Below are 16837 nucleotides of genomic sequence, written 5' to 3'. Positions count from 1 at the left end.
CCGCGAGCTACCTCATGCCGCGCGCCCGTATTTCACGTCGTACTTCAGGAGCTGGACGCCGTTCGCGTACGGCTTCGAGCCGACGAGCGCCAGCTCGACCTTCCTGGTGCTGCCGCCAAAGAGCCTGACCCCATGGCCGAAGAGGATGGGATTCACCTTGAGGACAAGCCGGTCGATGAGCCCGCGATCCAGGAGAAAGCCGGCGAAGGCGCCGCCGCCGCAGAGATAGATGTCCGCGCCGTCGACCGCCTTCAGCCCCTCGACGACCGCGACCTCGTCGCGATCGACGACCCGGACCTCCGCATTCTCGTCGAAGCGCAGCGTCTTCGAGAAGATGTGGTGTTCCATGTGCGGGTAGGCCCGCTTCCCCGGGACGAGCCCGAAGGGATAGCCCCACTCGTACGTCTTTCTCCCCATCAAGACGGTGCCGTAGCCCTTCAGGCGCTCGGCGTACTCGGCAGCGTGCTCCCCCTCCATCAGGAAGCCGTCGACCGAGCCGTCCTCGTGCGACACGAAACCGTCGAGCGTCACCGCGACGTCGTATATGATCTTTCTCACTCGAATCCTCTCGTTCTCGAAACCAGCCTCGCTCCCGCTAGAACTCGGTCCCGATCATGTACCTGAGCTGCCCTGTCTTCAGCGAGATCACGTAGACCGCCGTCCAGCTGGCGAAGAAGACGTCGTTCGCCGAGACCGAGATCCCCGACGAGACCTGCGACTTCTTGTGGACCTGCACGTCCCACAGCCGCTTGCCGGCGGCGCCGTCGAAGCAGGCGAGGCGCGTCCCCTGGCTGTGATCGTTCATGTCGTAAGGGACGACGAGGAGCCCGCCCTCGTAGGCCGCCTCCTCGGTCCCCGACGCCTTCGTGGTGAGCGGATCGACGCCGGGCACCACGTCCTTCCAGAGGACCTTCTTCTTGTCGACCGCGGCCACCATCTTGACCTGGCTGCCCTTGCTGCGGCGGCCGAGCAGGAACCGCGGCCCGGGCCCGCTCGGGACGAGCGCGCTATGCGCCGACATCCCCTCGACGTCGTGCAGCCGGGGCAGCCCGAGCTTGTCGAAATCGGACCAGCTGACGAGCCGATAGCCGGGCGCCTCGCCGGCGTTCGAGCTCGGGACCGGCTTGCAGGCCGCGTCCTTCGCGAGCACGCTCCGCTTTCCGCTCGCCGGCTCCAGCCCGTGCTTCGCGTCGTCGACCGTCTCGACGACGATCACGCCGTTGCCCTGGCACACCCGCCTCGGCTTCTCGCCGAGCGACGCCGACCACGACGGCGTCCCGGTGCGCAGATCGTAGGCTTGCGCCTTGCCCAGCCCGTCGATCGAGATCACCCGATCGAGGACGACCGCGCGCCGCGCCTCGTGGCCGGTCGCGTCCTTGGTGAGGACCGCCGTCTTCCACACCTGCTTCCCGTCGCGCCCGTCGTAGGCCGCGATCCACTCCTCCCCGCCGGGAATGGCGCTCTTGCCGATCACGTCCGGCGCCCCGTCGCCGTTGACGTCGGCGAGCATCGGCCGGTCCTTGAAGTGCGTTTTGGGCCCGACGCCGAGCAGAGGCCGCGCCCCGGCGCCGGACGCCCCCGGCGTGCGCAACGCGACGACGCCGGCGACCACGCCGGCCACGACCATGGAGACGACGGTCCCCATCACGGTGAACGCCGCGACGTTGCCGGACGGCGGGGCGATCCGGACGACGTGCATGCCCTGCGGGACCGGCGCGGTGGTCGGCTTCCTGCCGCGATCGATCAGCGACCGCGCGCCGCAGTACTGGCAGGTGGCGGCGTCCATCGCCGGCTGAACCGGCAGCGGAGCGCCACATCGCGGGCATCGGGTGTCGACGATCCTTGCCATCGTCCAACTCTACACGAGCTCCGCCGTCTATTTCTTCTCTCGCGCGATCCCGCGCCCGCCGGGGACCGCGCCGCGCGGGTCCGCGGGCGCACGATCCAGGAGGGCCGCGCGGGTCAGCCCCTTCCCGCCGAAGCGCTCGGCCACCTCCGCCACGACGCCCTCCAGCCGACGGCGGCGCTCGGAGGCGACGGGGAACAGGCTCAGGGTCGGGCCGCCGGTCTGGCGCGTCAGATCGCCCGCGGCGATGCCGACGAGCCGCACCGGTCGCGAGAGGTCGAACCTCGAGAGCAGCCCCCGCGCGCACGCGTAGATCGAGTCGGTGTCCCCGACCGGCTCGGACAGCCGGGTCTGGCGCGTCCGCAGCGTGAAGTCCGAGTACTTGAGCTTCACCGCCACCGCGCGGCAGGACAGGCCCGCCTTGAGCAGCCGCCGCGCCACGCGGCCCGACAGCTCGAGCAGCCAGCGCTCGATCGCCTCCCTGCCCAGGAGGTCCTCCTCGACCGTCTCCTCCGCGCCGATCGACTCCGCCTCGCGGCCCGGGACGACCGCGCGGTCGTCGACGCCGGCCGCGAGGAGCCGGACGTGCTCGCCCCACGCCGGGCCGAGGAGCTCGTGCAGGCGCGGCGCCGGGCAGCGCGCGAGGTCGCCGACGGTCGCGAGCCCCGCCGCGCGGAGGCGCTCGGCCGCGCGCGGGCCCACGCCCCACATGCGCTCGAGCGGCAGCGGCGCGAGGAAGGCGGCGACGTCCTCGGGGACCACGACGAGGCCGTCGGGCTTCTGCAGATCGCTCGCGATCTTCGCGGCGAACTTGCACGACGCGACCCCGGCCGAGGCCGTGAGCCCGAGCTCGCCCTGGATCGCGCGCTTGATCTGCGCCGCGATCGCCGCGCCCTCGCCGAAGAGCGCGCGGCTCGCGGTCACGTCGAGGAACGCCTCGTCGAGCGACAGCCCCTCGACGAGCGGCGTGAAGCGGCGGAAGATCCCGAAGACCTGCGCGCTCACCTCGGCGTAGCGGGCGTGCCGCACGGGCACGACGACCGCCTGCGGGCAGCGGCGGATCGCCTCGGCCATCGGCATCGCCGAGCGGGCGCCGGAGGGGCGCGCCTCGTACGAGGCGGCCGCGACGACGCCGCGCCGCGAGGCGCCGCCGACGAGGACCGGGCGGCCCCGCAGCGACGGGTCGTCGAGCTGCTCGACCGACGCGAAGAACGCGTCCATGTCGATGTGGAGGATCTGGCGCATCGCGGGGGAGCGATCGCACCCCGGGAGCGCGCCGGGATCAACCGCCCCGACGGCCAGCCGCCGCCTGATCCCTCACGGCGCGCCGCGCCGCCTCCGCAGCAGCGTCCGCGCGCGCACCGCGCCGCTTCTCGAGATCCCGGTCGACGCAGCAAGAAAACGACGCCGTCCCGCGCGATTCGAGCGAAGGACGACCGGGGGCGCCGGCATCCACAAGGCAACCGAGCAGCGACGCAGGGCCCAGCCGGGCCTCGAGGGTCGAGCCCGCCGTCGGCCATTCCTGTCGAGGCGCTCCGTGCCTCGCACGCAGGGGGGATGACTCCATGAGAAAGTCGTATCTGGCTCTGACGGAGTTGTCCTGTGTCGTGGTCCCGCAGCGGGTGCGGCGCTCGTCATGCGAGCTGCAGTTGGCGCGCACCGTTCCGCGCAGCATGCGCGGCGAAAGGAGCATCATGGTCGTTGTTGGTATGCGGAGTGCAGAAACCTTCCTCGCCGTGGCGATCGCCACGAGCGCAATCATGGGGTGCTCGAGCCCCCCTGCGGAAGGCCTGGGAGAGGATCTGGATGGGGTCGAGGCGCCGGTCATGGCGCTGGCCGGAGATGAGCCTGTGTCAGAGTCGGAGGTGAAGCTCATCGTCGAAGGCGTCGCGGCTGATTATGCCGCTGACGCGCAGGCCCACGGGGCGCAGTTCACCGTACGCGTCATGGGCTCGTCAACGCACATCGATATCGCCGCGGATCGCACCTGGAACATCGTCGTGGGGACCGACTTCTTCCGGGCCGGCCTCACGCGCGACCTCGCGACATTCATCGGCTGCCACGAGGTGGGCCACGCGCTTGGCGGCTTCCCGTTCAAGGACGGTCCGCCGCAGCGCACCCAGGTGGACGGGCTCGCGGAAGGCCAGTTCGGCACGGTGAGCGCATCCGAGGGCCAGGCCGACTACTTCGCATCGAAGGACTGCCTTGCCCGGATCTGGGGCGATGACATCGACGAGAACAGCGCGTACCGGACGCGGGTGTCGCCGGCGACCAGAGCCCGCTGCGACGGCGTATGGGCGAGCGACGCGGAGCGCGATCTCTGCTACCGCCTCGCGGCGGTCGCCAACGACTTCGGCGTCTGGCTCGGCCGGACGCCGGCATCGACCGACACGCCGTCGACGAGGGTCCTGACGGGCACCAACGTCAACAACATGGCGGCTCAGTGCCGCGTGGACACCATCTTCGCCGGCGCCCTGTGCCCGGTGCGAAACCCCGGCGCCGACATCCCCGGTCTCGTCCCGCCGTACGCGCGCCTTGTCGAGATCGATCCCACGGTCGAGGCGGACGCCGCGTACGCCGCCTGCGCGGAGGGCCCCGGCGCGCGTCCGCGCTGCTGGTTCCGGCCGAACTCCACGCCGTACGACTGCTCGTCCGTGCCCGAGGCCGGCGACTGCGTCGTCACCGAGGAAGGCGTGTCCGCCGAGCGGATCTGTTCGCCGCGGATGGGGATCGAGATCTTTCCGTGCGCGGTCGGCACGAGCTGCGAGCTGGAGGAGGGCGGCTTCCCGGTCTGCGAGCTGGACACGAACTGAGGCGGCACTCCGACCGACGCCGCTCCCAGCTGCGAATCTACCCCGGTTGCTGCGAGTAGACACGCCCCTCGACCGCCATCTGCGCTGATCCCCAGGTGACGGCAGGCTCCCGCCGGCCGCGGTGCAGCCGCCGGCGCGCCGGTGGTACCATCGCCCGGTCATCGTGGAGCTCCGACCCGACGCCGTCATCGCGGACAAGCTGCACCTGCTGAGGCCTCTCGGGCAGGGCGGGATGGGGGTCGTGTGGGCGGCGCGGCACCTCGCCCTCGACACCGACGTCGCGGTGAAGTTCATCCGTCCCGAGCGGGTTGCGGAGAGCCCTGCCCTCGTCGCGCGTTTCCACCGGGAGGCGAGGGCCACGGCGCGGATCGCGCACCCGCACGTCGTGCAGGTCATGGATTACGGGGCCGTCGACGGCGCCGTGCCGTACCTCGTGATGGAGCTCCTGCGCGGGTTCTCGCTCGCCGAGCTCCTCGAGCGCGGCGGCCGCCTCAGCTTCGCCACCACGAGGTCGCTCGCGCGGCAGGTGGGGAGCGCGCTCGAGAGCGCCCACGAGCGCGGCATCGTGCACCGCGACATCAAGCCCCACAACGTCTTCATCACGGAGGGGGGCAAAGGATACCCGCTCTTCGTCAAGGTGCTCGACTTCGGCGTCGCGAAGATGGCGGGCGACGCGGCGGCGCCGGCGGCGAACCCCGCGCTCACCGAGACCGGGGTGGTGATCGGATCGGCCCCCTACATGAGCCCCGAGCAGCTCGAGGGGAGCAAGGACGTCGATCTCCGCTCGGATCTCTGGTCGCTCGGCGTCGTCCTCTACGAGACGTTGACCGGCGCGCAGCCGTTCCAGGGCAGCTCGTTCGTCGCCGTGGGCGCGGCGGTCCTGAAGGGGAAGTTCCGCCCCGTCACCGAGCAGAGGCCGGACCTGCCGGCGTCGATCGACGACTGGTTCGCCAAGGCGCTCTCCGTCGATCCGAGCAGCCGCTTCAAGTCGGCGCGCGAGATGGTCGAGGCCTTTCTCGCCCTGGAGGCGCCGTTCGTGGAGGTCGACGCGCCCGCTGACCGCCATCACCCCGCAGCGTTCGCCACGACGATGGCCGCGCCGGTCGATCTCCGGGGCGCCCCCCACGGCGCGGGCGAGCTCGCGAGAGAGCCCGCGACCTCGGGCGCGCTCGCTGCATCGGGCGCGCCTGCGGGCGCCCCTGCGACGGCGGGCTCCGCCGCCGACTCCGCGGCCGGTCACACCGCGCTCCACCCGCCCGGCGCGAAGCGGCCCGCGGCGCGGGGCCCCTCGGGCGCGCGCGCGCCCCGCCTCCGGCGCGCCGTGCCGCTCGCCGCCGCGTGCGCGGCGGGCGCGGGGGTGTACCTCTTCCTGCGCCCGCCGCCGGCCGCGTCGGGCGGCTGCCCGGGCGGCATGGTCCTCATCGAGGACGCCGAGCTCCAGATGGGCTCCGTCGCCGACGCGGAGACGCCGAGCGACGAGACGCCGCGGCACGGCGTGACCGTGAAGGCGTTCTGTCTCGACGTCACCGAGGTCACGGTGAAGGCCTACTCGGACTGCGAGGCCTGTGAGCGCCCGCGGCGAACCGTCGAGTCGGAGGGGCTCACGCCGAACGGCCGCGCCTTCTGGAGCCAGTTCTGCAACGGCCCCGACGCGCCGGACCACCCCATCAACTGCGTCGACTGGTACCAGGCGAAGGCGTACTGCGCCGCCTCCGGCAAGCGGCTGCCCACCGAGGCAGAGTGGGAGCTCGCGGCGCGCGGCAACGACGCATGGACCTACCCCTGGGGCGACTCGCCTCCCTCGGGCGAGCGCCTCAACGCCTGCGGGCCGGAGTGCAGCGGGATGCTGACGGAGCGGCTAGAGAAGGTGGGCAAGGGCCCGTGGCCTCGCATGTACAACGACGGCGACGCGGCCCCGGCGACGGCCCCCGTCGGACGATCGCCGGCAGGGAGATCGCCCGCCGGCGTCCTGGACCTGGCCGGCAACGTCTGGGAGTGGACCGAGAGCCATTATTGCCCCTACGCCAGGGACGACTGCGACGACTCCCGCCGCGTGCTCCGCGGCGGCGGGTGGGACACGGTCGAGAGCCAGTACGTGCGCTCCGCCCACCGCCGCCCGAGCGCTCCCACGGCGCGCGGCTGGAGCATCGGCTTCCGCTGCGCCAAGGCCCCTTAGTTCTGCGGGTCAGAGATCCTGCCAGGACATCTGCGGCAGGCTGCACCCACCTGGCCAGTGCTACAAGGATTGAGCAGCTTGCGATAGCGGCCCTTGAATCAGGCCCGCAGGCTCGGCCGAAGCAGCGAATCCAATCGACCCCCCCATTGCCTTCACCGAGAGCAGAGCACCCTATCGCACCCCTGGCTCAACACAAGAACGCAGAATTTCTTCCGGTGCTTCATCGACGATATGCGAACTGGTCCTCGTCGCGATTGCTGTCCCATGGACTCCCGCTTCCATGGCCAGAACAGATTCCGGACGATAGTAGGCCCACGGATGCCGTCTGTTGTAGTCCGATGGAACGTTCGGGCCGCGCCCGTCCGAGCTTCGGGCCAATCGAATAAACGACGTCAAGTCAAGATGAGCTATAAGCTCGTCGATCGGATCGACCGTGTCGAGACCTAAAAATGGGGTACCGACACGGGTGTCCAAGCCCAACCCAGGGTTTCTCGGAACGATCGCATCGATTGCGTCCCGATCCAACACCCAATCGTATCTATATTCCGATCCACCTTGCCCGGCGGCGCATTGCGCAAAAGACACCGGACGCGCGATCGGACACACTTTCAGCACAGCCTCAGCCGATAGGCCTGCAAGCTTGACTGCCCCGTGCAATTCAATATTTCCACCCTGGTCCACCCGGAAGCCTTTTATCCGGTTCGCCCGGAAAAACGCTCGTTCGTCTTCGATCTGAGCGACCGTCATGCCCATTACCCAATTCGGATCGAACTGGTCGCTGTACACATGCTCCCGGCTGTCGAATGTGTAGACATAGGTGGACGAACATTCAATGGGAGATACTCCAAGCAATCGATCGCGCCGAAAATAAACGACCTGTTCCTCGCCGCCGCGCATGCAATCGAACATCTCGTCGGGAAATCTGGCCACCAACTCGCTCGGCGACTCTGCGGCCATGTAATCCCGATCGCTTGAAGTGTGCACCCTCGTCGCGCCGCCAACAGCCGTAATGTACTCAATCGCGCCGAGGCGAATGTATCCACACACACGCATCGAGCTCTTCAAGAATGGAACTTCCACGAATGGCTCATCCCCTTGGATGACGCTCAACAAGGATTCGATCGAGCGACTTTCCAGGTAACGTCGTCCATGGAGGTCATTGAGGAGCGTCCCCTTCTCCTCCTGCAACAAAAATTCGATGGCGCGAGGCCGAATATAAAGAGGCGGACGGTTGCCCGATGAATATGGCAGCGTAATGAAGCTCACCTGTGGTCCTCTTGAAATTTCAGGAGGTATCCGAACCCCGTCGCGAGGCGGCTCACGTAAAATGCGCCCCGCGTGTAGCTGGCGAGCCTACTCCAGCGTCGGCGAGCGCAAGACGAAGGCGTAGCCCCGATGGATCAGCCGGACCACGAGCTCCGAGAGGAGCAGGAGCACCACGATCGCGCCGCACAGCGCGACGAGGTTGTGGAGGAGCAGGTCGAGATGCAGAGTCGTCGAGGCCGCCGAGACTACCGCCCGATCTGGACGTTCTCAAGCACGCCGAGAGCGTCGGGCACCAGCACCGCGGCGGAGTAATAGGTGCTCACAAGGTGCGAGGTAATGGCCTTCCCGTCGGTCTCCATCCTGCGGGCCGAGACGCCGGGCTCGATCTCATCGGGGAGGCCCGTGCGGTGGAGGCCGATGACGCCCTGATGCTCCCGCCCGGTCCGCATGACGAGAATGGAGCTCGTCTCGTCCTTGTTGATCGGGATCTTGTCGCAGGGCAGGATCGGGACGCCGCGCCACGCCGCGACCTTCGCGCCGGAGAGCTCGACGATGGCCGGGTAGATGCCGCGGCGACTGCACTCCCGGTGGAAGGCGGCGATCGCGCGCGGGTGCGCCAGGAAAAACTGCGACTTGCGGCGCCGACAGAGGATCTCGTCCATGTCGTCGGGCGTCGGGCGGCCGCTCCGGGGATGGAGGCGCTGCTTCAGGTCGGCGTTGTGCAGGAGGCCGAAATCACGGTTGTTGATGAGCTCGTACTCCTGCCGCTCGCGCAGGGCCTCGACGGTCAGGCGGAGCTGCTCCTGGAGCTGATCCATCGGATCATTGAAGAGATCCGAGACGCGCGTGTGGAGCCGGAGGACCGTCTGCGCGACGCTGAGCTCGTATTCACGCGGCGCGGTCTCATAATCGACGAACGTCCCCGGGAGCGCGCGCTCGCCCATGTGACCGGCGGTGATCGCGATCGCCGCCTGTCCGAGCTTGTCCTGCGGCTTCTTCAGCCGCTCCTTGAGCGACTCGACGTGCGCGTGGAGCGCCGGGGATCGCGAGATGAGCTCCTCGAAGACACGCTGCGGGAGCTCGAGCACGATGCACGGCGTGACGGCCCTGACCGAATACGTCCAGACGTCGTTCGAATCGATGACGGATTGATCCCCGAAATGGTCCCCATCCGCGAGGACGTCGAGGATCGTGTCGGCGCCGTACTTGCCTACGCCAAGCTTCTGGGCCTTTCCGTGCGCGAGCAGGAAGATCGTCTCCGCGGGCTTTCCGCGCTCGGCGATCAGCGCGCCGGGCTTGTACTCCCGCTGGATGAACCGGCTCGCCAGGGTGTCGAGCACGGCGTCGTCCGAGAAACCTTGCAGGAGCGGCAGCTCGCAGAGCTCCTGCGGGATCACGTGCACCTTTGCCCCGACGTTGCCGAAGCTCAACCGCCCGTCGCCGACGGCATAACTCAGGCGGCGGTTCACGCGATACGTGCCGCCCGTGACCTCGACCCAGGGCAAGGCCCGCAAGAGCCACCGGGGCGTGATCCCCTGCATTTGCGGGTGCGACTTGGTCGTCGTCGCGAGCTTTCGCGCCCCCAGCGTCCCGAGGCTCGAACGCTCCACCTCGTTCCCGATCCCAGCTTTATCGGCGTTTGCCATGACGTACCTTTCCTTCTGCGCGCTTCGGAGAGCAGAGCGCTCCGCGTGTCTCCCGCGTTTGCACGGGGCACACGCGGAGCGGCTACCGCTCGCGGCTCATTCGTGGGCGCGTCCGATCTCGACGCTCTCCAGGACGCCGAGCGCGTCGGGGACCAGCACAGCCGCCGAGTAATAGAGGCTGACGAGGTACGAGATGATGGCCTTCTCGTTGATCCCCATGAAGCGCACGTTGAGGCTCGGCTCGACCTCGTCCGGAATGCCGGCATGGTGCAGGCCGATGACGCCCTGGTTCTTCTCGCCCGCGCGCACGAGCAGGATCGAGGTCGTCCGCGTCTCCGAGACCGGGATCTTGTTGCACGGGAAGATCGGCACGCCGCGCCACGCCGGGACGTGATTGCCGTTCACCTCGGTGCTCTGCGGATAGATGCCGAGGCGGCTGCACTCCTGGCCGAACGCCGCGATGGCGCGCGGGGGCGCGAGGAAGAACGACGGCTCCCTCCAGACCGTGGCGAGGAGCTCGTCCATGTCGTCCGGCGTCGGGGGGCCGCTGCGGGTGTGGATGCGCTGCTTCAGGTCGGCGTTGTGCAGGAGGCCGAACTCGCGGTTGTTGATGAGCTCGTGCTCCTGGGTCTCCTTCAGGGCCTCGATGGTCAGGCGGAGCTGCTGCTCCGTCTGGTTCATCGGCTCGTTGAACAGATCCGCGACGCGCGAGTGGATCTGGAGCACGGTCTGCGCCACGCTGAGCTCGTACTCGCGGGGCGAGGTCTCGTAATCGACGAACGTGCCGGGGAGGACGGGCTCGCCGGAGTGGCCCGCCGAGATCTCGATCGCCGCCTCGCCCGTGTCGTCCTGCTTCTTCGCGGCGAGCGCCTTGAAGTTGTCGAGGTGCTTCTTCAGCGACGGGTACTGGGCGACCAGCTCCTCGAAGACGTTCTGCTGGAGCGTCAGCACCGTGACCGCCGTGACGGCCTTGGCCGTGAACGTCCAGTAATCCTGCGTCTCCAGGAGCGCCTTGTAGCTGTATTGGTCGCCGTCCGCGAGGACCGCGAGCACCGTCTGATCGCCGTACTTGCCCGTGCCGATCTTGTTGACCTTGCCGTGCGCGATGAGGCAGATGTGATCGGCCTCCTTGCCGCGCTCGGTGATGATGTCGCCGGGCTTGTATTCACGCTGCACGAAGCGGTTCGCCAGCGCGGTGAGGACCTCGACGTCCTCGTAACCGCGGAGGAGCGGCAGCTCGCAGAGCTCCTGCGGGATGACCTGGATCTTCGCGCCGGTGTTCGTGAACGTCACGCGCCCGTCGCCCACCGCATAGCTCAGGCGGCGGTTCACGCGGTACACGCCGTTGACGTGCACCCACGGCAGGAGCTTGAGCAGCCACCGCGACGAGATGCCCTGCATCTGCGGCGCCGACTTGGTCGTCGTCGCGAGCTGCCTCGCGGCCGCCGTCGCGAGGCTGGTCGGCAGCTGATCGATCGAACCCAACTTCCCTGAGATAGACATGAGTTCCTCTTTCCCGGACGGCTAGGACCGCCCGTGCTTCACCGGCACGGACCGCGCCGTACCCATCGAAAGATCCACCTTCGCAGCAGGCGCCGCGGCGCCGGCTCTTCCGGCGCCGAAGAAACTGCTGATACGCGCCGCAGAGGCGCCAAACCCACGCGCGCCCTCGATCGCCCGTTCGATCGGGTGGCGCTCGAGCTCCGCGTCCACGTACCGGCTCGTCGCGACGTGCCAGTTGAGGACGCCAGCCATGTACGATCGCTGATTCTCGACATATCCGAGCACGGCCTCGCGGGCCGCCTTGTCGAGGTCGAATTCGTCGAGGATGCGGGGCAGCTCGGTCGCGACGATGTGCTCGAACTCCAGCACGCGCGCCGTGATCAGGTCATTGACGACCTCCTTGGCCCGCTGCGCGTCGCATTCGAGGAACCGCTCGACGACCAGCACGAGGTTACTGAGCTCGCCCTCGAACTCGATCTCCTTGCGGTACGAATAGAGATCGTTGATCAACCCGCCCACGTCGGCCGTGGTGTTGTCGAGCCCTCGCATCGTCCGCGTGCGGAAGACCGCGGCCGGGACCACATCGCCGAGCGCGAGCTTGGGCAGGCCCATCGTGAGAGCGGCGCCGAACGTCTTGCGGCGCATCTCGACGTAATCGACCGGATCCGGGATCCGGTTCTGGGTCTGGTTCAGGAGCTCCCAGAGCCAGCTCTCGGTCATGGTCTCGATGCTGCGGCGGAGCGACTGCCGCGAGTTCATCGACATGGGGGAAGCTGTACGGTTCCAGAGATCCAGGAGGCCGCTCTCCACCGGGTTCTCGGGCACCGGGGCGCTCGCGCAGTCGAGGGGCATGAACATCGAGAGCCGGGCATTGAACCGTTTCGCGCCCGCCATGTCTCGCGTCGCGCCGAACACGAGCGGGAAATAATCGTCGGCGTACGTCCTCCACGTCAGCCAAGCCGAGCTCAGGTCGAGCTCGTGCGGGGACGCGTTCGGGTGAATGCCCGCGGCGCAGATGGGGAGATCGAAGCCGATGAGCCTGCGCTCGTCCCAGATCCCGGAGCCGAAGACGCCCGGCACGACGTCGAGCATCGCGAACTTACGGGCCCACGCGACGATGTTCCGGCGCGCCGCGGGCAGATGCGGGCTCAAGCTTAGCTTGAACGGCATGTAAATCTTCGGGAGCGGCGACCTGCCCACGGGCTGGAACGGGGCGTGGGTGAGGGTCTTGATCCGCTGCAAACCCAGGGCGCCGGGCGTGAGCCTGATCCGGAACGCCGAGGTGCCGAGCCCCGTCGGCGCCTCGAGGAGATCGGGGACGCTCGCCGATTTGTCCGCGTTTTCGTTCATGTAGCGGCTCGACCGCATGTGCCATTCGTGGCCGCCGGACTGCCAGTCCTGCAGCCCCTTCAGGTACCTGGCGACGTCGAGGGCTTGCGCCGGCGTCAGCCCGTGCTCCACGCAGAGCGCCGGCACCTCGACGAGCGCCGTGTTCTCGAATTGCTGGAGCCGCGACGTCAGGATCTCGTTCGTCAAATCGGCCGCTTTTTGCGTGGGGACGCGGAGGAAACGCTCGAAGACGAGCACGCAGTTGGCGTTTTCCCCTTCGTCCTCGACCTCCCGCTGGTACGAGAACAGGTCATTTCGCAGGTGAACGCCGTCCGAGAACGTGTCGCGCAGGACCTCGAGGGGGCGCGTCGCGGCGATGGCGGCCGGGACCTCGGCGCCCACGGCGATCTCGATGAGTCCCGCCGACCAGGGCGCGCCGCCGACCTTGCGGCGCATCTCGATGTATTCGACCGGGTTCGCGACGCGGTTCTCCTGGATATTGGCGAGCTCCCACATGCATTCGAGCAGCAGGTTCTTCGTCGCCTCGAGGAAACGCTCGCGCCATTGGACCGAGGTGAGCGGGACGGTTCGCGCCCAGAGGTCCGCGAGCGCGCGCTCGACCACGTTCGTCGGCTCCGGCGGCGTCCCCGTGCGCACGACGGGCATGAAGAGCGGCAGGCGGTCGAGGTACGCCTTCGCGCCGCGCATGTCCTTGGTGCGCTTGTAGATTTCGAGAAAATGGTCGTCGAAGAAGAACACCCAGACATACCAATCCGTGATCAGATCGAGCTTGGGCGCGGGCGCGTCGGGGTGGGTGTACGCGCAGAGCAGCGCGTAGTCGTGCGCGTCGAGGTCGCTCTCGGTCCAGATGGGTTTTCCCTGCGGGTTCTCCTCCAGGATACCCATCTCGTACGACCAGGCCTTGGTGTGCGCGCGCGCGCCTTCGAGGTGCGGATTGATGCGCGCCGGATGCGGCATGTAGAAGTCGGGCAGCTTGAAAGGTTGCATGTTCGCTGACTTCTCTCGCGCGACGTCGATAGGGGCGACGCGGGCGACCTGAATGTCTTTGGCGGTGCGTGTCCCGGACGCTCGCACGCAGATTTGCGACGACGCGCTTGTGCGGCTCGCCCGTACAGACGGGTCGGGATCCTTCGTGCAGGACGGATCTAGTTCAGCCAGCGGGTCCCACCAAAAAACTGGTGACCAAAAACCCAGACCGCGGTAACTTCACAACTTCTGCCTTGGGCGGAACCGCTACGGCGCTACGTCCGCGGCGACCGCCTGTGCCGCGCGGGCGGTCCCAGCCTTGGCACGGTCATCAACCGGGCCAACTTCGTAGCTTGTGAGCCTCCGACAGCAACCACGCCTCAGCCGGCTCGTTTGCCGTCACCGCCGCGTCCAGCTGCTCGGAGAGCCGCTCGCCCAGCACCCGGTGCGCCGCTGGATGGCGCTCCAGCCAGCTTGCTCGCGTCGCCGCCTCACGCATCGCTTCTCCGGGCCCGCTGATCCCGCGATCAGGCAGACAAGGACCCAGAAGCGAGAGCGCCGATGTTTTGCGGCTTTGCGTTGAAAGCTCTCTCCGGATCCCTGGCGGGAATCCTCGTGGAGGGAACGTGGCGCGATCACTCCCCTTGCTGTGTGCGCTTTCGGAAGCGCAGCAGCTTCCCTCGCGAGACGCCGAGCCGCTCCGCGGCCGACGTCACGTTGCCCCCGGCGGCGGCGAGGGCGGACTCGACGCGCTCCTGCGTGAGCGCGGTCTTCTGGTCGTCCGGCGCCTTCCCCAGCGCCTCCTCGAGCGCCCACAGCCGCAGCCCCGGCTCGTGATCGAGGCGGCGCACCTCCGCGAGGGCCGCGTCGAGCCCGCGCACGTTGCTCGGCCAGGGATCGAGCAGCAGCCGCTCCATGGCCTCGACCTCGACCGCCTCGGCCGGGAGCGCGACGCCCGCGCGCCGCGCGAGCTCGCACGCCACGCTGAAGAGGTCCTCGCGCCGCTCGCGGAGCGCCGGCACGCGGATGCGCGCCATCGCGAGCCGCGCGAACAGGTCGCGCCGGAACGCCCCGCGCGCGACCATGTCCTCGAGGTCCCGGTGGGTCGCGGCGACGACCAGCACGTTCACGTGGACCGGCCGCTGCGCCCCGACCGGCAGCACCTCGCGGTTCTCCAGGAGCCGCAGGAGCTTCGCCTGGAGATCGAGGTCGAGCTCGCCGATCTCGTCGAGGAACAGCGTCCCGCCGTCGTGGGCCACGACGATCCCGGGCGCGGCGCTGCGCGCGTCCGAGAACGCGCCCGCCACGTGGCCGAACATCTGCGACTCGAAGACGCCGCGGGCGACGCCGGCCACGTTCACCGCCGCGAACGGCGCCGCGCGCCCGAGCGCCGCCGCCGCGGCGCGCGCGACGAGCTCCTTGCCCACGCCGGTCTCCCCCTCGATGAGCACGTTGCCGGGGCGGCTCCGCGGCAGGCCCGCGAGGGGCTGCGCGACCGCGCGCAGGCCGTACGGACCGACGAGCCCGCCCACGGGCGGCGCCGGCTCGAGGGGGCCGTGGAGCTCCTCGCGGAAGACGAAGAGGATGCGCCCGAGCCTCAGCACCGCGCCGTCATCGAGCGGCGTGAGGTCGCGCGGCGCGAGCCTCGATCCGTTCACCCACGTGCCGTTGCGCGACCCGACGTCCGCGACGCGCAGCGCGCCGCCGGCGCGATCGATCCGCAGGTGCCTGCCGGACACCTCCGTGTCGGCGAGGCCGCGCTCGGCGAGCCAGACGCGGCCGATGACGGACCCGGAGTCGGGCAGCGCGAACGCCATGGGCCGCGGGAAGGCGCACACGAGCGCCGGCCGCCGCCGCCCGGCCTCGGGCCGCACCGGGCTCCGGTGCTCGCTGGTGCTCGGCACGTCCTTGGCCATTCTCCTCGCAGGGTGCCATGCACGCCCGGAGCGTGGAAGCGCCGCGCCGGGGGGCGGCGGCGCGGTCGTTCGCCGGGAGAGGAGCGCGGCGTCAGCGCCTCAGAGACGCCGCCCATCGAGCCCGCAGATCGGGTCGCCCGGGTTCGTGCACTCGGGCTGCGGGGGCCGGACCTGCGGCTGCGGGCCCGGCGCCGCGGGCCGGGCGAGCGCCTCCCGCAGGCGGACGAGCGCGCTCTCATAGGCGCGGAGCGCGCCCTCGTCGGCGCCCGCCGCCCTCGCGCGCGCCGCGGCGACCCGGGCCGCCGTCGTGGCCTCGGTCCGCCGCCCCTCGGCGGCCCAGGCGGCGAGATCGGCGTGGCGCCGATCGAGCGCCGCGATCCTCTCGAGCGCGTCGAGCCGCGCCTCCAGCGCGTCGAGCGCGTCCCCGAACGCCCGCAGCCGGTCGTGGTCCAGCGCCCGCGGATCGAGGGCATTCCGCGCCGCCTCGGCGGTCGCGCGCGCCTCCTCGGCGTCGTCGGCGAGGGGCCGGCCGCGCAGCGCCGCGTGGCGCCGGTCGAGGGCCGCGAGCTCGGCGGCCCTCGCGCTCGCGCGCTCCTCCGCCAGCGCCGCCTGTGCGTCGCGGAGCCGCCGGGCTTCCTGCTGGAGGCTCGCCACGTGCTGCGCGCCCCCGTACGCGGCCGCTGCGCCGCCGCACAGCACGACGCCGAGCGCGGCGGCGAGCGCGTGCACAAGGCTGCGGCGCCGGCCCTCGGCGCGCGCGCGGACGACGGCCAGCTCGTGCGCGCGCGCCGCGCTGTCGGCCTCGAGGCGCGCCTTCGCCTCGGCCTCGATGCGCGCGACCTCGAGCGCCGCCCGCGCCCGCGCTTCGGCGCGCGCCTCCGCTTCGGCCTGCTCCCGCTCGCGCCGCGCCCGCGCCTCTGCCTCGGCGGCGGCCCGCGCCGCCTCCGCTGCGCGCCGGCGCGCCTCCGCCTCGCGCTGCTCGCGGGCTTCCTGCTCGCGCGCCCTGGCGCGCTGGAGGTGCTCCTCCCGCACGCGCGCCTCCTCGAGCTCCGCGAGCTCGGCAAGCGAGAATGTGACGGACGTATCGGAGGTATTTCGGGGCATCATCGACATCGGGCTCCTCTCCGAGCGCCGCCTGTTGCAGCCCGTGTGCCGGCGAGATCTGACGTGAATTCGTGGACTTAGGGCCGCGATTCAGCCCGGAAGTCCGATCGCGATCGCGCCCGGCGCTGCCCGGCGCGATCGCGATCGCGCGACCGTGCCCGCGCGCGCGCCGCCCCGGACCGCGGGGGCCGCCGAGCGCTGAACGAGAGATCCATGGAGGGGAGGCGCGTACAAGCGCCCCCACCCGGGTG

At 69.9% G+C, this 16837-nt stretch carries 11 protein-coding genes; 2 read left to right on the top strand and 9 right to left on the bottom strand.

Features of this window, described 5'->3' with window-relative positions:
• Positions 1-12: 12 nt before the first annotated feature.
• The 3 genes from WMF17_RS07415 to WMF17_RS07405 are packed head-to-tail and all read right to left on the bottom strand — an operon-like array spanning position 13 to position 3091.
• A complete protein-coding gene (locus WMF17_RS07415) occupies positions 13-558 on the bottom strand; it encodes a dihydrofolate reductase family protein (protein ID WP_437648778.1) in 546 nt (181 codons plus the stop codon).
• A gap of 37 nt (positions 559-595) precedes the next feature.
• Positions 596-1849, bottom strand: coding sequence for an outer membrane protein assembly factor BamB family protein (locus tag WMF17_RS07410; RefSeq protein ID WP_437648777.1), 1254 nt, complete (start codon positions 1847-1849; stop codon positions 596-598).
• Positions 1850-1876: 27 nt separating this feature from the next.
• On the bottom strand, positions 1877-3091 hold the full coding sequence (locus WMF17_RS07405) for a DNA polymerase IV (RefSeq protein ID WP_437648776.1): 1215 nt from the start codon (positions 3089-3091) through the stop codon (positions 1877-1879).
• Positions 3092-3555: 464 nt separating this feature from the next.
• Between WMF17_RS07405 and WMF17_RS07400 the strand changes: the two genes are divergently transcribed.
• Both WMF17_RS07400 and WMF17_RS07395 read left to right on the top strand, forming a co-directional pair.
• On the top strand, positions 3556-4659 hold the full coding sequence (locus WMF17_RS07400) for a hypothetical protein (protein ID WP_437648775.1): 1104 nt from the start codon (positions 3556-3558) through the stop codon (positions 4657-4659).
• Positions 4660-4822: 163 nt separating this feature from the next.
• Positions 4823-6835 (top strand): bifunctional serine/threonine-protein kinase/formylglycine-generating enzyme family protein, encoded by a 2013-nt coding sequence (locus WMF17_RS07395; RefSeq protein ID WP_437648774.1) that lies wholly within the window; start codon positions 4823-4825, stop codon positions 6833-6835.
• Between the two features lie 171 nt (positions 6836-7006).
• Here the strand turns inward: WMF17_RS07395 and WMF17_RS07390 are convergent, their stop codons facing one another.
• From WMF17_RS07390 to WMF17_RS07365, 6 genes are all read right to left on the bottom strand, one after another.
• Complete coding sequence (locus tag WMF17_RS07390) at positions 7007-8101, bottom strand: hypothetical protein (RefSeq protein WP_437648773.1); 1095 nt, start codon at positions 8099-8101, stop codon at positions 7007-7009.
• Positions 8102-8346: 245 nt separating this feature from the next.
• Positions 8347-9747, bottom strand: coding sequence for a family 2B encapsulin nanocompartment shell protein (locus WMF17_RS07385; RefSeq protein WP_437648772.1), 1401 nt, complete (start codon positions 9745-9747; stop codon positions 8347-8349).
• A 96-nt stretch (positions 9748-9843) separates the two neighbouring features.
• Positions 9844-11250 (bottom strand): family 2B encapsulin nanocompartment shell protein, encoded by a 1407-nt coding sequence (locus WMF17_RS07380; protein WP_437601251.1) that lies wholly within the window; start codon positions 11248-11250, stop codon positions 9844-9846.
• Between the two features lie 21 nt (positions 11251-11271).
• Positions 11272-13587 (bottom strand): family 2 encapsulin nanocompartment cargo protein terpene cyclase, encoded by a 2316-nt coding sequence (locus WMF17_RS07375; protein ID WP_437648771.1) that lies wholly within the window; start codon positions 13585-13587, stop codon positions 11272-11274.
• Between the two features lie 614 nt (positions 13588-14201).
• Positions 14202-15470: a sigma 54-interacting transcriptional regulator gene (locus tag WMF17_RS07370; protein WP_437648770.1), complete on the bottom strand. Its 1269-nt coding sequence runs from the start codon at positions 15468-15470 to the stop codon at positions 14202-14204.
• A gap of 111 nt (positions 15471-15581) precedes the next feature.
• Positions 15582-16589 (bottom strand): hypothetical protein, encoded by a 1008-nt coding sequence (locus tag WMF17_RS07365; protein WP_437601248.1) that lies wholly within the window; start codon positions 16587-16589, stop codon positions 15582-15584.
• Between the last annotated feature and the right edge of the window lie 248 nt (positions 16590-16837).

This window comes from Sorangium sp. So ce362 (assembly GCF_051519845.1).
Taxonomy (GTDB): Bacteria; Myxococcota_A; Polyangia; order Polyangiales; family Polyangiaceae; genus Sorangium.
This window is presented reverse-complemented; position numbering and strand designations above follow the sequence as displayed.

What these genes read in the sequence shown, in the direction of transcription:
- WMF17_RS07375 (WP_437648771.1), bottom strand. Translation starts at nt 13,587, where the DNA reads ATGCAACCTTTCAAGCTGCCCGACTTCTACATGCCGCATCCGGCGCGC.
- WMF17_RS07365 (WP_437601248.1), bottom strand. Translation starts at nt 16,589, where the DNA reads ATGATGCCCCGAAATACCTCCGATACGTCCGTCACATTCTCGCTTGCC.
- WMF17_RS07400 (WP_437648775.1), top strand. Translation starts at nt 3,556, where the DNA reads ATGCGGAGTGCAGAAACCTTCCTCGCCGTGGCGATCGCCACGAGCGCA.
- WMF17_RS07405 (WP_437648776.1), bottom strand. Translation starts at nt 3,091, where the DNA reads ATGCGCCAGATCCTCCACATCGACATGGACGCGTTCTTCGCGTCGGTC.
- WMF17_RS07385 (WP_437648772.1), bottom strand. Translation starts at nt 9,747, where the DNA reads ATGGCAAACGCCGATAAAGCTGGGATCGGGAACGAGGTGGAGCGTTCG.
- WMF17_RS07380 (WP_437601251.1), bottom strand. Translation starts at nt 11,250, where the DNA reads ATGTCTATCTCAGGGAAGTTGGGTTCGATCGATCAGCTGCCGACCAGC.
- WMF17_RS07410 (WP_437648777.1), bottom strand. Translation starts at nt 1,849, where the DNA reads ATGGCAAGGATCGTCGACACCCGATGCCCGCGATGTGGCGCTCCGCTG.